Origin of the sequence: Streptomyces sp. NBC_00075 (assembly GCF_045041225.1) — a bacterium.
Taxonomy (GTDB): domain Bacteria; phylum Actinomycetota; class Actinomycetes; order Streptomycetales; family Streptomycetaceae; genus Streptomyces; species Streptomyces adonidis.
The window spans coordinates 4,837,034-4,850,116 of sequence record NZ_CP108243.1 but is presented as its reverse complement, the minus strand read 5'-3'; the positions used below and the strand labels follow the sequence as shown (position 1 = coordinate 4,850,116).

Sequence of the window (13,083 nt, the reverse complement as noted above, 5' to 3'; positions counted from 1 at the left end):
CAATGCGTATGGGAGGGCGCCACCAGGGACACCCTCCCGTCACGGCCACGTGCGCTCAACACGGTCGTGCCGTACGGCGTAGGCCGCCGGGCCGCCCTTCTCGACGGCCCGGTGGATCGCGTCACGGCGTGCGACGAGCCTCTCGACCATCTCGGCACTGCGAAGCTGCTGGTTGTCCAGGTAGAACAGCACCGCCTCGCGCTCCAGGACGGGCTGGATCTCAAGATCCCGGGACTTGATCCGCCCGTCCTTCGACAGCGGGACCCAGGACCGGTCGAGACCGTAAGTGATCCACTCCTCGTCCGGAACGTCCTGCCCGTCGTCAGGAAAGACGTCCCCGATGCGGTGAACCGTCCACCCGCAGGCTCTCAGTCCTTCCGCGACACGGCGACCGAGGTTCCGGTCGAGGAAGAACTCAGGCGGCAAGGTGCACCACGGCCCGGCAGAGCGCGTCCACCTGTGCAGGCGTCATGTCGTAGTCGTACGCGATGTCCTCGACGGTCTCCCCGGCCTCCCACAGGTCGGTGATGGCCTGGACCGTGACGCGGTTGGCGGCCACCACGGGGAGACCGTGGCCGAACCTCGGGTCGATCACGACGGGGACGGAGTCCGGGTACTGCCTCAGCCGCAGGCTGGAGGGGAAGTCGTCGCCCGGCTCCCAGGTGAGGTATCGGAGATAGTCGGAGACCACTTCGTGGATGGGGACCTGGCCGTCGCGGGCTCTGCGGAGGTCTCCCCAACCGTGCTCGATGAAGATGTCCACGCCGTCCGTGGCGATCCGCTTCGACACGAGGCCATAGGGGGTGTCGAAGGCGTCCCGTACGGCGGCGGCGGCCTCCCTGATCTCGCTCATGCGAAGCCCAAGGGAACGCAGAGAACGAAGGACGTGTGCCTCGGCCACCGCGATGAACGGCACCGAAGGCTGCCCCCTCCGTACCGGCTCGACCTGGTGGACCAGTGGCGCTCCGGCGGCCTTTCCCTTCAGCCACGAGGTCATGGTCGACTGCGGAATCTCAAGGTAGGAGGCGGTCTCTGCGGGCGTCAGCAGCCCGTCGTTGAACCTGTCGACCATGCCCCACCTCCTCTTGGCACCGGATTTCGCATCGTGCCACATCAAGCCTCCCACCTGCAGGTGGACCGCACACCCAGTCATCAGCTCAGTCAGCCGCAGTGACTCGGTCTTTGGCTTGGCAGTCCCGGCAGCGCGTGGCTCATTTTTGAGCGGAATTCTCGATAACCAGGGTTATCACTGAAATCTTGGATTCAATAACTTCTCCGCCTCTACCGTCGGTTCTGTCACACCGGGCTCGCGCAAAGCGAGAGACTCACTCCTCTCGCCCACCGCACGAGCCCGGCCCCGGAACCGACCACGGAGGGCGGAGAGCACCATGACGGAACACCCCGCACAGAACGAGCCGAACGCATCCGATCATCAGGTCGATCACCGCCGAGGCTCCTCCTCGACGCTCTCCCGCCTGACCGCCCGCCTCGAAAGCTCGGCGCTCGCCGAGGCACCCCGGGAACTCCTGCGAGAGGCACTGAGCGCCACCGCGACGGAGTCCTCCGGCACCCCCGCCGCTCCGCACCCGGACCAGCGGGTGTTCCTCGACTCCATCAGCGTCAACGGCTTTCGCGGCATCGGCCGCAAGGCGCGTCTGCCGCTGACCGCGAAGCCCGGCGTCACCCTCGTCGTGGGACGTAACGGCTCGGGGAAGTCCAGCTTCGCCGAGGGCGCCGAGACGGCGCTCACGGGCCGGACCGCCCGCCTGGACAAGCAGCGGGGCGAGGTGTGGCGCCGGCACTGGCGCAACCTGCACGACGGTGCCGACCCGAAGGTCGAGGTCCGCCTCGCCATCGCGGGTGACCCCCGGCTGTCCACTCTGACGTGCACCTGGCCCGGCGACGATGTCACCGCCCCCGAGGTCGAGTTCAGACGGCCGGGCCATGGCCGTCGGCCCTTCGTCGGCGTCGGTTGGGAGCGGGCTCTGAACGACTACAGCCCCTTTCTGTCGTACGCGGATCTCGACAAGGTCCTCAACGGCAGGCCCAGCGAACAGTACGACTCGGTCGCCGCCATCCTCGGACTCCGCGAACTGACCGACGCGGACGAGCGGCTCCAGGGCATCGAGAAGGCGCTCGACTCCGCGCTGAAGCAGGCCGAGGCTGAACGGCCCGTACTCGTCGAGGCGTTGTCCGTGCTGGACGACCCGCGGGCGGTACGCGCGCTCGCGGTCGTCGGCAAGGCGGGCGACCCCGACTTCGTCGAGCTCGATGCCCTCGTGACCTCGCTGCCCGACGCGGACGAGGGTCGTCTCCGGGAACTGCGGACGACCGCCGCCCTGGCCGGACCGGACCTCGGCGTGGTCGGCGCGGCCGTGGACCGGCTGCGCGAGGCCGTCGCCGTACTCGACGACGTACGCGCCTCGGGCGCCGAGGACGCCCACCAGCGCGCGGAACTGCTGGCCAAGGCCCTGGAGCACAGCCGTCGGTACGAGGGCGAGGACACCTGCCCGGTGTGCGGGTCCGACCGGGCGCTCGACGAGGCGTGGGCCGAGCGGGCAGCCGAGCAGGTGGCGACCCTGCGACGGGAGGCCGCGACCGCGCGGGAGGCCCGCACCGGGCTGCGGGACGCGGTGGACGCTGTCCGCTACCTCGTCACGCCGGCCCCCGCGTGGCTGCCCGCCCCGCTTGTGGACCCGTGGGAGGAGTGGCAGGCGTGCCGGGCGATCGATGACGCCGAGCGGCTCGCCGCCCGCGCTGAGACCACCGCGCTCGTCCTCGCCGACGCCTGCGCCGCGCTGCGGGAGGAGGCGTTGCGGGAGCTGGAGAAGCTCGACGAGGAGTGGCGCTCCTGTGTCACCCGCCTCGCGGGCTGGCTCGACCGGGCCCGGCCCGCGTACGCCGGCAGGCCCCGGCTGTGCCAGGTCAGGGCGGCCCGTAAGTGGCTGAAGGAGGCGCGTGCCGAGCTGCGCGAGGAGCGGCTGCGGCCGTTCGAGGACCACTCGCAGCGGATCTGGGAGGAGCTGCGCCAGCAGAGCAACGTGGACCTGCGTTCCGTGCGCCTGACCGGCAGTGAGAAGGCCACCGTGCGCAAGCTGGTGATGGACGTGTCCGTCGACGGCACCGAGGCGGCGGCCCTCGGCGTGATGAGCCAGGGCGAACTGCACTCCCTCGCGCTCTCGCTCTTCCTGCCGCGTGCCGCCGCGCCGGACAGTCCCTTCGGGTTCGTCGTCATCGACGACCCGGTGCAGTCCATGGATCCCGCCAAGGTCCACGGCCTTGCGAAGGTGCTGCACGACCTCGGGGAGACCCGGCAGGTCGTGGTCTTCACTCACGACACGCGACTCCAGCGGGCCTTCACCAACCAGGAACTCCCGGTGACCGTACTGGAGGTGGAGCGGGCGGGCAGGTCCGTGGTGTCCGTGAACCGGGTGACCGATCCGGTCGGTCAGGCACTGGCCGACGCACGCGCTCTCATCCGCACGCGAAACCTCCCGCCGGTCGCGATGACCCATGTGCTGCCCAGCCTCTGCCGCGCCGTCCTGGAACGGGCCTTCTCCGAGGCCGCGTGGCTGCGGCTGCACCGGGCGGGGGTGGCCGAACACGAGGCGGAGAAGGCCGTCGCGGGGGCCGTCACGCTGATGGACATCGCCGCCCTGGGGCTCTTCGGAGACCCGACGAAGAGGGCCAGTGACGTCTACTGCGAGCTGCGCAGGCGGTGCGGCTCCAAGGCGGTGGACGTTGTCCGGCAGTGCCAGGAGGGCGCCCACCCGTCGGGCACCTCGATGCCGGACCCCCAGCGGTTCGTGGACGACGTCAAGGCCGTCGCCCTGACGGTACGCAAGCCCGAGGAGGGGCCGTGAACCAGACGATTCGCCAGCTGCTCGACACCGCTGACCTGCTGCTCACGGACACCGACGAGCCCGCCACGTCCACTGCCGCCACGGCGAGCCGGTGTCGAGGTGCAGCCTTCGCCCTCCGGGTCGCGCTGGAGAGCGCGGTCGCCGACCGCCTCACCGCCCACCGGGCGCCTCGCGCGATCCGGGAAGGCACCCAGCGGGCCGCGTTCCTCTGGCTCCGCGGTTGCGCCGAAGCAGGGGCGGCCCGCCGCGCGAAGGCCGTGTGGAGCCAGCTCTGCCTGGGATGCCACTACCACCAGTACGAGATCGGTCCCACGGAGGACCAGGTCCGCGCGTGGTACACCGAAGTCGCGGTGCTCGTCGCCCTGTTGGCCCGCTGATCCGCATTGGCCCCAGGAGAGGCACTGCCGGGAGGAGACACGCATGAGAACGAAATCACGAGGGCGGTTATCGCCGCCGTCCACAAAGAGCGGAACGAGGAGCAGCACCATGACGGCCCGTACGTCCAAGCGAACCCTGTACCGACTCAGGGGTGTGTCTCCCACTGCCGACGCGATGTTCGACGCCCTGGACGCGGACCAGTTGGAAAAGGTCCACGCGGACTTCGACGTCCCCGAGAACCTCGGTGTACCGGCGGTCCTGGTCACCGGCAGTTTCGAGCAGCCCGTGGCGAGCTGGTGCGACGAGATCTTCCGCACGACGGGTATCGAGGTGTCACGGCCCGTCAACCGCTCGGCCGGCCTGCTGATGCTGGCCGTCGACGGTGAGGTGTACGCGATCGGTTACGACCAGGGCTTCCGCCTGGTGCCCGACCGCCTGAAGGACCACCGCTTCGGTCTGAGCTTCGCGTCCCGCCGGGTGGACCCCGCGAAGATCCGGGACCTGGTGTCGCACACCCCGGGCGGAGGGCGCACCGACATCACCCTGATCCCGAGCGGGGCCTCGGTGTGGAGCCTGGGCATCGTCGAACACGCCCAGATCGTGCGCCGCCTCGGCGGCCACCTGGACAACATCCCGCTCACCATCTCCCGGGACAACCCGGGGAAGATCTCCAGTGCCGAGGGCGGCGCCGGGCTGCGCATGCGGCTCGGCGTGGAGGGCACCGACCTGATTGCCGACATCCGTGCGATCGCCCGCGTGTTGCGCGAAGAGAAGCCGAGTCCGGAGCTGGAGTTCGTCGAACACGTCGTGCCCGTCGACGATCCCAGCCTTGTCACCCGTCTGGAGGCCGTCCTCGACGACCTTCTGGGACAGGAGCCCGACGGGAGAATCAGCGTCGCTGTCCCCGCCGACCGTTGGGACGACTACATGGCCGCCAGAGCGTTCAAGGCCAGGATCAACAGCGACGTGGCCGGCCGGTCGACCGACGACTTCGACCTTGAGTACGTCCTCTGCCGCGCGCGCGTCCAGCGTGCGGGCAGCCGCGTGGCCGCGCTCCGGGAAGGAACCGTCACTCTCTATCAGCATGGCCGCGCCGACCGGGCCGACGAAATCTGGACGTCCAGCGCGCTCCGGTGGATCGAGGCGGAGGTGTTTCTCGACTCCCGCCGGTTCTTCCTGATGGACGAGCACTGGTACGAGATCGACCAGGAGTATCTGAAGGCGATCCGCTCGCACGCCGAGCGGCTGATCACCGACACCCCGTCCGTCGACCTACCCCCGTGGGTCCTCGGGGAGAAGGAACGCACCTACAACGCGTCCGTGCCGGACCAGCGGCCTGGGTACGTCTGCTTCGACCGCGACAACGTACAGACCGCGTTGCACCGCGGGAACGGTGTGGAGATCTGCGACCTGCTGAGCCCGGACGATGTCCTGGTCATGGTGAAGCGAGCCAAGGGCTCCGACGCCCTGAGCCATCTCTTCAGTCAGGCGCTCGTCGCCGTACAGACGTTACGGAACTCCCCGGAGGGCAGGGAACGGTTCGCCGAAAAGGTGGCGGCGGCCCGGCAAGGGCACGGTCTGCCGGAAGACTTCCGGCCTTCGAAGGTCGTCTTCGCGATCCTGCTGAAGGACGGCACCGACCTCACCGCGGACACCCTGTTCCCGTTCTCGCAGGTCACTTTGGTGCAGACGGCGAGGACGCTCGAAACATGGGGCGTCCAGGTCGAGGTCATCGGCATCGCCTCCACTCCGTCCGCCACCACCTCGACTGGGACTCGGCGGTTGGCGGCGTAGCCGCCGCGCACCGTAACGACGTACACCGACGTGGCTGGCGAGCCGTTCCGGATCTCGGGGCCACAGCGATGCCAGCTGTTACGCCAGCGACTTTCGCACCGCGTCGACCAGTGACGTCGCACGCAGGTCGTCGAGGCCCCCGATGATGTTGTTCATCGCATAGCCGAAGGCGATGCCCTGCTCCGGGTCGGCGAAACCAAGTGAGCCGCCTCTGCCTGTGTGACCGAAAGAGTTCGGCCCGATCATGGGGTTGGTCTCGGTAGGCAGCATGTACCCGGAGCTGAACCGGCTCGGGATCAGCATCACCTGGTCCTTCCCACTGGCCTGCTCCTTGGCCGCCGAGGCCAGGGTCTCCGAGGTCAGCAGGCGCACGCCGTCCACCTCGCCGATCAGCGCGGCGTACATGCGCGCCAGTGCGTGTGCGGTGCCGATGCCGTTGGAGGCCGGGAGTTCCGCGGCCTGCACCTCGGGCGAGTCGAAGTCGATCGCGGCGGGGTCGGTGACCGCGTACGCCCGGTTGCTGAGTGACTCCGGATCCCGCCAGGCGGCGACCTGTTCGCGGAGTTCTTCGGGAACCGACTCGGCGGGCACGGTGGTGAGGTCGATGGCCGGTCGCTGGTACACCATGCGGCTGACCCGGTCGCGTTGATCCGCTGGGAGTCCGATGAAGAAGTCGAGCCCGAGGGGGGCGGCGATCTCGTCGGCGAAGAAGCGGCCCGGTGTCCGGCCGGATACCCGGCGGATCACTTCGCCGACGAGCCAGCCCCAGGTCCGGCCGTGGTAGCCGTGCGCCGTGCCCGGAGTCCACTGGGGACGCTGAGCGGCAAGCGCGGCTGCCATCGGGTGCCAGGCCAACGCCTCGTTCAGCGGGACGGGTTGGTCCAGCGTGATCAGGCCAGCCTGGTGGGACAGCAGCCAGCGCACCGGGATGTCCGCCTTGCCGTTCGCGGCGAACTCTGGCCAGTACTTTGCCACCGGCGCGTCCAGGTCCAGCGCACCGCGCTCGGCCAGCATGTGTGCCGCGGTCGCGGTCGCCCCCTTGGTCGCCGAGTAGACGAGTTGCAGCGTGTCTCGTGTCCACGAACGATCGGTCTCGGGGTCGGCGACACCGCCCCACAGGTCCACTACCGGTCGGCCGTACTGGTAGACGCACACCGCCGCGCCGATGTCCCCGTGCTGGGCGAAGTTCGCCGCGAACGCCTCACGCACCGGTTCGAACCCAGCCGCGACCTCACCGTAGATCGTCGTCATGCCGTCCATCCTGGCATTACGACAGCCTGCTCTGAGGGGGCGGGCTCGGCCTCTCAACCCGAGAGGTGACGGTCACGCCGCGACGGGCACGGCCTGAAGCCGCTCGCGGAACTCACGGACAGCGGGGACGGACTTGCGCGGTTCGAGGTGTGCGGAGAACTCCTTCAGGCGGTCCAGAGCCCTTACGGAGCTGACACTGCTCTCCAGGAGTTCGGTGCCGTAGTTCGCGGCGTCAAGCGCCCCGTCCAGGTCGCCGCCGGCGAGCCGGGCTTCGGCCAAGCGGCTGGAGCGTACGGCCTTGTCCCGAGGAGCCGCGCTCTTCACCGAAGTCTCCAGGGAACCGGTCGCGCGCTCCACCTGCCCGGACCGCAGCAGGACCTTGCCCTCGGTTGACTTCAGCTGCGCCTCGCCGAACCAGTTGAGCCAGTCCGGGTTTTCCTCCGTCGTGTGGTGCTCCCAGTGGGACAATGCGCGGTTGAGCGCTGTACCGGCATTCGCATGGTCGCCGTCGCGGGACAGCGCCTCGGCCTTGTGCAGGTAGAGGAAGGACTGGGTGTAAGGCGACAGCGTTCGAGGGGCGTTGTCGATGGCAGTGGAGATGAGAGCGACGCGCTCGGCGGTCCGTCCGGCCTCGGAGACGTGAACGCCCATCTCCGCGAGGATGAAGGCGCCGAACGCGTCGTCTCCGGCGGTACGGGCGCTGCGCAGGGCGCCGACGTAGTAGCGCTGGCCGGCGGACCGCAGACCGGCGTCGTAGGCCATCCAGCCGGTCAGGTGCGACACCCGGGCGGCCAGGGCGTAGAGGCGGGTTCGGATGCTCTCCGTGTACCTGCCGGTGCTGAGGAGTCCGGTAACGAGGGCGAGATCGCCGCGTGCCTGCTCCAGGAGTGTGGCGCCGCCGAGTTGGTCGTCGAGGGTACGGAGCGTGCTGATGCGCTGCTCGATCGTCGAGACCATAGTGTCCGTGACCTGATCCCCGCCCAGAGCCGAGGCGAAGGCGGACGGCGCGTCCACCCAGCTCGCCGCGAGGCCCGTCAAGGCGGCGCCGGTGATGGTGAGAAAGCCCCGGCGATCCATGCGGCCACTCCCCACGAGTTCGGACAACGCCTCAACGGTACCGGCCTCGGTCCACGGGGCGGTGAGTCCCGTGACCTCCCAGACCGGCAGCCACCGGGGCCAACCTTCCCTCCGGGCCTGCTCGTACGGGACGCGCAGCAGGTCGGCGAGTACGCGCTGGGCGTCCGCGTCCGGCTCCTGCCCCTGCTCCCACTTCCATACGGTGGTCCGGTTGGTCGCGAGCGGGATTCCGAGCGACCGCCCGTGCGCCTGCATGAGCCGGGCGAACTCGGCCTTCCCCCATCCACGCGTCTGGCGGAGGAAGCTCAGCGGGTGGACTGCCAACGGCTCACCAGGCATGTCATCACTCCCGTCATCCCCTCAAGGCGTAGTGGGGAGGCTACTTCGCGTGGCCGCGTACGGGGAGGGCGTCCCCATGAGGAACCCCCTAGAAACGTTCCGCCTTGCCGTCAGGGGCCGTTGACTGAATATCAGCCGTCCACGGAGCCCGCGCAGGGTGCAGCTTCCGGAACGGTTCTCAGATCGGCGGCTCCGCCCCTGTTTCCCCGTCAGGGGACGGAGCCGCTCTCCAACTCCTCGGAGGCGTCCGCCATGCCCACGCTCGTCCATCGGTTCGTCCTCGCGGGTGAGGAGAGGGAAGTTTCCCTCGCCCGGCGCACGGTCGTCGACAAGGTGCGTGCGTGGGGTGTGCCGTTGAACGACGACGCGGCTGACGCCATCCGTCTCGTCGCCTCCGAGCTCGTCAGCAACGCCGTGGTCCATGGGGAAGGGTCCGTCACCGTCACGCTGTACCACCGGCCCGGCCGCCTGGTGATCGACGTACTCGACGACAACCCTGCTGCTCCGCAGATGAGTTGTGCCCAGGCCGACGACGAGAGCGGGCGCGGCCTGGCGCTGGTCGAGCTTCTCGCTTCGCGGTGTGCCTGGGAACCCGTCGGCCAGGGCAAACGCGTATGGGCGGAGATCGCGCTTCCCAAAGCGGCGCCTGCCATCCGAGCTGCCGTTCTGCGCAGGCTATTCGCGCTACGGCCGAAGCGCGGCGTGGTAGCTGAGCCCGAGTCGCTCACTCTGGCGGTCGCGTGATGGGACGGCACACCTTACGAGCGAATCCGCTTCCTGATCCCGACGTGGTCTTCCGGCCCACCCGCCGAGACATCGACCCCGTCACCAGAGAGCCCACTGACTACGCGCTATGGGACCGCCACGAGTGGCAGGCGCGAGGCGAGTGCTGGCTGTGGTGCGGACGTGACGACGTCGAAGTGACGTGGATCGGGCCCGTCCGGTCGAGCGGCATGCACGCGGCTCTCTACGCCTGCCGTGCCTGTCTGTATGAGCTGGACCAGCGCGTTCTGGAGATCAACATGCGCGAGGACGTCGGCGGCCTGCCGAACCACCGCTGACCTGCCCTGTCCCCAGTCTCGGACTGCCGCTCATCGAGCTGCCAATGACTGCCGCCCCACCGCAACCCACGTCTCCCACCGCCGTGGGGCGGCCATAGACCTCCCGTCGGAGCCCTGACGGGAGAACCGAAGAGGAAGGAGTACGAGGTGGCAGAGCCCACGACACCGCCTCCGGCCCGGAGCGGCCTCCTGGTAGCGGTGCAAGAGCTGACCGCCGTCCACGACCGGTACGACAGCCTCCGGTCGGACAACCAGGGCAGTTCCGGCGACGCGCCATGGCCGGGTGGCGACGGCAACCTGCACGACAGCGAGTAAGCACCAAGCGGTGAGGGCCGGCGCGGTCGGCCGCGCCGGCCCTCACCGTGTCCGCATCAGTGGTCGAACCCATGGAGGACGCACGATGGAACACCGGTTGATCAGCGCCATCGAGGCAGCGCTCGGCTGGAGCGGGGCCGAGGAGCTGGGCAAGGACTTCGTACGCGGGAGCATGGACGACCCCGCACTCGTCTCCCGCATCATGACCCCGAACCGCCTGCTCGACATCGCGATGCGCAGGAGTCTGAACCGCCCGCAGTTCCGGTGCTTCCAGAAGGGCGAGGAGGTCCACCCGGCCATCTACTACACCGACAGCGTCAGCCCCCGTGGCCAGAGCATCTCCATGGTCAACATGCGCAGCCTGGGCAGGCTCCTGGGCGAAGGCGCGACGGTGATCATGGACCAGGCCAACGTCTTCGATCCGACGATGGAGGCCGCCTGCCGGGCCCTGCAGTGGTGGTCCCGCGAGCGAGTCCAGGTCAACGCGTACCTGACGACGAACGACGCCTCCGGTTTCCCCCTGCACTGGGACGACCACGATGTCGTCATCGTCCAGCTGGCGGGTGAGAAGGAGTGGGAGGTGCGTGCGACCTCCCGTCCGGTCCCGATGTACCGGGACGCCGACCCCAACAGCACTCCGAGCGACGAGATCATCTGGTCCGGTCTGATGCGGACCGGCGACGTCATGCACATTCCGCGGGGCCACTGGCATCAGGCGACACGGACCGGCAGCGGCTCCGGCAAGAGCCTTCACGTCACGTTCGGCATCACCAAACGCACAGGGGCGAGCTGGCTCGCGTGGCTGGGCGACTGGTGCCGCGAACACGAGATCTTCCGCCACGACCTCGACCGCCAGCACGGAACCGGCACCGACGCCCTGACCGAGGCCGCCGCCCAACTGGTCAGCGAGCGCCCGCCGGCCGACTTCCTGGACGCATACGAGCAGGCGACGACCCTGCCTCGGCACGTGCCGTTCCTCGACATACTCGGGCCGCTCGACGCCGTGGTGTGCACCACCCATTTCCCGCCCCAGATTCACGAGCACGGAGAGACCGTCGACCTCGTGGCCTCGGGGAAGAAGCTCACCCTCGCGGCCAAGGCACTGCCTGCCCTGCGTCTGCTGCTCAGTGGTAGGCCGGTCGAGCTGGAACAGGCTGCGGCCGTCGCCGGGGCCGAAGTGATGGAGGTCGCTGAGATCCTGGTGAAGGAGGAGCTGTGCGCGGTGCTGACCCCCGAGTTGTTCTCGGGCTACACCGGTCTCGTCACGAACGCCGGCTCCTGACCGGGGCGCTCGACCTCGGCGTCACAGCACTCGACACCAGCACCAACTACCTCGGCTTCCGTTCGCATCAGGTCCTGGCGCAGACGGCCGGAGACCTGCTGCCGAAGTTCACGGTCTCCACGAAGGTGGGCTACTTCCCGGGACCGGGCGGGGCGGAGCACTCCCTGGATCCCGTACGGCTGCACGCGGCCGTGGAACAGGCGGCCGGGGACCTGGGGCAGGAGCCGGACCTGGTGTTCCTGCACAACCCGGAACACTCGCTCCGCGAGGCTGGCCTGCATGGCCAGGAGGTGCTAGCAGAAGCATGCGCTGCCCTCGATGACGCTACGAGCAAGGGCCTGTGCGCCGCCTGGGGCATCGCATCCTGGGATCCATCACCCCTGGTAGGACTGATCGGCCCGGCCGTACCGAGGTCAGCGACCCTCATGGTCCGCGCCGGCCTACTCGTCGGAGTCAGAACGCTGGACGCCGCGGACACCCTCATCAAGGCGTGGGACCTGGACCCCAGCGAGGTATGGGGCATGAGCCCCTTCGGCGGCAGCACCAGCGACTCGGTGTGGGCCAAGATCGACCCTCGTGTCTTCCTCGGTGACTGCCGTCAACTCTCGCGTGTGCAGGCGGCGTTCATAGCCGCCTATCACCTGCCAAGGGTGGACACTGTGGCTGTGAGCACTGAGGAGCCCGGCCATCTGGGTGAACTCGTCGGCGCCCTGGTCGGAGAGGTCGAGGAACGAACGGTCCAGGAGTACCGGAGTCTCCTGCGAGACCGTTCACACGATCAGCCGGCCTGAAGCTCCTTGATGACCTGCTCGGCGATGCGCCGGGCGGGTTCCAGCCGAGGGTCTTCCGGGTGCGCGTACGGCCCGAGGATCTTCGAGCAGGCAAACAGCGTCATCACCTTGCCGTCCCGGCTCTCGAAGTCGGACCGGCGCTCGTGCCATACGCGATCGGCCAGAGCCGGGACAGCAAGGGAACTCGCCCACAGCGAGGCCGCATCCAGCCCCAGCGGCGCGTTACCCCAGTCCTCCCAGTCGAAGAGACTGAACGCCGGAGCCGTCATGTTGGCCCAGTTCAAGTCCGCGTGGGCTGGCACCCACTGCTCGATGGTCGTATCGAAATCGCCGGAGAAAACACCACGGACAGACTCGGTGACGAGGGCCTGGGTGACGGTCTCGGTGTCCGGCGTGGCGACCCGCCTCGTGCTCTGTTTCGCCAGCGCGTCCAACGACGCGTTCAGTGCGCCCCACCAGTCGTCCGGCAGCTCCGGGGCTTCACTCAGGATGGCGTTTCCGACAGGAGCACCTGGCAGGAGATCGGTTTCATCGGCTCGCCACATCACCGACCCGTCCGGGGCCCGCCAGACCACACATCCGTGCCATTCGGGCTGGGCGATGCCCTTCAGACGAGCGGCACTCTCAGTCCCGTTCCACCCCTGGTCGGAGATCTTGTCGAGCAGGCGCCGCTCGATCCGAACCCAGGTGTCGCGGTCGGTTCTGGCCCCCACAGATCGGCGCTTACGCACCATCGTGCCCGGGAGCAGCCCCGCTTGGAGAGACCGCTCGACGCGATCAAGAACCTCGCCAACCGGCTGTACACGTAGGTCGACAGCCTGACCCGTGGAGACCGAGAGCGTCATGGACGCGACCGTAGCAGTGGCGCGGTGAGAGGCGCCTGTTTGCCGAAGTACGAGCGGTAGCCACCAGCCACTTCATAATCCGACTGC

General features: G+C 68.8%; 13 protein-coding genes. 8 read left to right on the top strand and 5 right to left on the bottom strand.

Going from position 1 to position 13,083, the window contains the following annotated elements:
• Nucleotides 1–39 precede the first annotated feature (39 nt).
• Together OG787_RS21035 and OG787_RS21030 are read right to left on the bottom strand one after the other, a co-directional pair.
• Complete coding sequence (locus OG787_RS21035; protein ID WP_405536019.1) at nucleotides 40–426, bottom strand: toxin-antitoxin system, toxin component, PIN family protein; 387 nt, start codon at nucleotides 424–426, stop codon at nucleotides 40–42.
• Nucleotides 416–1,072 carry a DUF433 domain-containing protein gene (locus OG787_RS21030; RefSeq protein ID WP_152170614.1) on the bottom strand — a complete coding sequence of 219 codons (657 nt, stop codon included), beginning with the start codon at nucleotides 1,070–1,072 and terminating at the stop codon, nucleotides 416–418. Before OG787_RS21030 ends, OG787_RS21035 begins: the two co-directional genes overlap by 11 nt.
• Before the next feature lie 316 nt (nucleotides 1,073–1,388).
• On the opposite strand from OG787_RS21030, the gene OG787_RS21025 reads away from it, so the two are divergent.
• The 3 genes from OG787_RS21025 to OG787_RS21015 all read left to right on the top strand — a co-directional run bounded on the left by OG787_RS21025 (nucleotide 1,389) and on the right by OG787_RS21015 (nucleotide 6,035).
• Nucleotides 1,389–3,863: an AAA family ATPase gene (locus OG787_RS21025; protein WP_405536018.1), complete on the top strand. Its 2,475-nt coding sequence runs from the start codon at nucleotides 1,389–1,391 to the stop codon at nucleotides 3,861–3,863.
• The gene (locus OG787_RS21020; protein ID WP_405536017.1) at nucleotides 3,860–4,240 is read left to right on the top strand and encodes a hypothetical protein; all 381 of its coding nucleotides are present in this window, start codon (nucleotides 3,860–3,862) and stop codon (nucleotides 4,238–4,240) included. The genes OG787_RS21025 and OG787_RS21020 overlap by 4 nt, the downstream gene beginning before the upstream one ends.
• 109 nt (nucleotides 4,241–4,349) lie before the next feature.
• Nucleotides 4,350–6,035, top strand: a complete 1,686-nt coding sequence (locus OG787_RS21015) for a TIGR04141 family sporadically distributed protein (protein WP_405536016.1) — start codon at nucleotides 4,350–4,352, stop codon at nucleotides 6,033–6,035.
• Nucleotides 6,036–6,113: 78 nt separating this feature from the next.
• On the opposite strand, the gene OG787_RS21010 is transcribed toward OG787_RS21015, so the two are convergent.
• Together OG787_RS21010 and OG787_RS21005 are read right to left on the bottom strand one after the other, a co-directional pair.
• Nucleotides 6,114–7,286, bottom strand: coding sequence for a serine hydrolase domain-containing protein (locus tag OG787_RS21010; protein WP_402493737.1), 1,173 nt, complete (start codon nucleotides 7,284–7,286; stop codon nucleotides 6,114–6,116).
• A gap of 72 nt (nucleotides 7,287–7,358) precedes the next feature.
• Nucleotides 7,359–8,702, bottom strand: coding sequence for a transcriptional regulator (locus OG787_RS21005; protein ID WP_402493739.1), 1,344 nt, complete (start codon nucleotides 8,700–8,702; stop codon nucleotides 7,359–7,361).
• 252 nt (nucleotides 8,703–8,954) lie between these two features.
• Here OG787_RS21005 and OG787_RS21000 point away from each other — a divergent pair, with 252 nt between their 5' ends.
• The 5 genes from OG787_RS21000 to OG787_RS20980 all read left to right on the top strand — a co-directional run bounded on the left by OG787_RS21000 (nucleotide 8,955) and on the right by OG787_RS20980 (nucleotide 12,151).
• On the top strand, nucleotides 8,955–9,446 hold the full coding sequence (locus OG787_RS21000; RefSeq protein WP_070204403.1) for an ATP-binding protein: 492 nt from the start codon (nucleotides 8,955–8,957) through the stop codon (nucleotides 9,444–9,446).
• 176 nt (nucleotides 9,447–9,622) lie between these two features.
• A complete protein-coding gene (locus OG787_RS20995) occupies nucleotides 9,623–9,763 on the top strand; it encodes a hypothetical protein (RefSeq protein ID WP_365406580.1) in 141 nt (46 codons plus the stop codon).
• Nucleotides 9,764–9,910: 147 nt separating this feature from the next.
• On the top strand, nucleotides 9,911–10,078 hold the full coding sequence (locus tag OG787_RS20990) for a hypothetical protein (protein ID WP_167307964.1): 168 nt from the start codon (nucleotides 9,911–9,913) through the stop codon (nucleotides 10,076–10,078).
• Between the two features lie 85 nt (nucleotides 10,079–10,163).
• Nucleotides 10,164–11,360 carry a JmjC domain-containing protein gene (locus OG787_RS20985; RefSeq protein WP_070204404.1) on the top strand — a complete coding sequence of 399 codons (1,197 nt, stop codon included), beginning with the start codon at nucleotides 10,164–10,166 and terminating at the stop codon, nucleotides 11,358–11,360.
• Nucleotides 11,294–12,151: an aldo/keto reductase gene (locus tag OG787_RS20980; RefSeq protein WP_405536015.1), complete on the top strand. Its 858-nt coding sequence runs from the start codon at nucleotides 11,294–11,296 to the stop codon at nucleotides 12,149–12,151. The genes OG787_RS20985 and OG787_RS20980 overlap by 67 nt, the downstream gene beginning before the upstream one ends.
• On the opposite strand, the gene OG787_RS20975 is transcribed toward OG787_RS20980, so the two are convergent.
• Nucleotides 12,139–12,996 (bottom strand): hypothetical protein, encoded by an 858-nt coding sequence (locus tag OG787_RS20975; RefSeq protein ID WP_405536014.1) that lies wholly within the window; start codon nucleotides 12,994–12,996, stop codon nucleotides 12,139–12,141. The two genes, OG787_RS20980 and OG787_RS20975, sit on opposite strands and share 13 nt — an antisense overlap.
• Nucleotides 12,997–13,083: the final 87 nt, after the last annotated feature.

Excerpts from the sequence above, each read along its gene's own strand:
- OG787_RS21030 (WP_152170614.1), bottom strand. The coding sequence starts at position 1,072 with ATGGTCGACAGGTTCAACGACGGGCTGCTGACGCCCGCAGAGACCGCC.
- OG787_RS21025 (WP_405536018.1), top strand. The coding sequence starts at position 1,389 with ATGACGGAACACCCCGCACAGAACGAGCCGAACGCATCCGATCATCAG.
- OG787_RS21015 (WP_405536016.1), top strand. The coding sequence starts at position 4,350 with ATGACGGCCCGTACGTCCAAGCGAACCCTGTACCGACTCAGGGGTGTG.
- OG787_RS21010 (WP_402493737.1), bottom strand. The coding sequence starts at position 7,286 with ATGACGACGATCTACGGTGAGGTCGCGGCTGGGTTCGAACCGGTGCGT.
- OG787_RS21005 (WP_402493739.1), bottom strand. The coding sequence starts at position 8,702 with ATGCCTGGTGAGCCGTTGGCAGTCCACCCGCTGAGCTTCCTCCGCCAG.
- OG787_RS21000 (WP_070204403.1), top strand. The coding sequence starts at position 8,955 with ATGCCCACGCTCGTCCATCGGTTCGTCCTCGCGGGTGAGGAGAGGGAA.
- OG787_RS20985 (WP_070204404.1), top strand. The coding sequence starts at position 10,164 with ATGGAACACCGGTTGATCAGCGCCATCGAGGCAGCGCTCGGCTGGAGC.
- OG787_RS20975 (WP_405536014.1), bottom strand. The coding sequence starts at position 12,996 with ATGACGCTCTCGGTCTCCACGGGTCAGGCTGTCGACCTACGTGTACAG.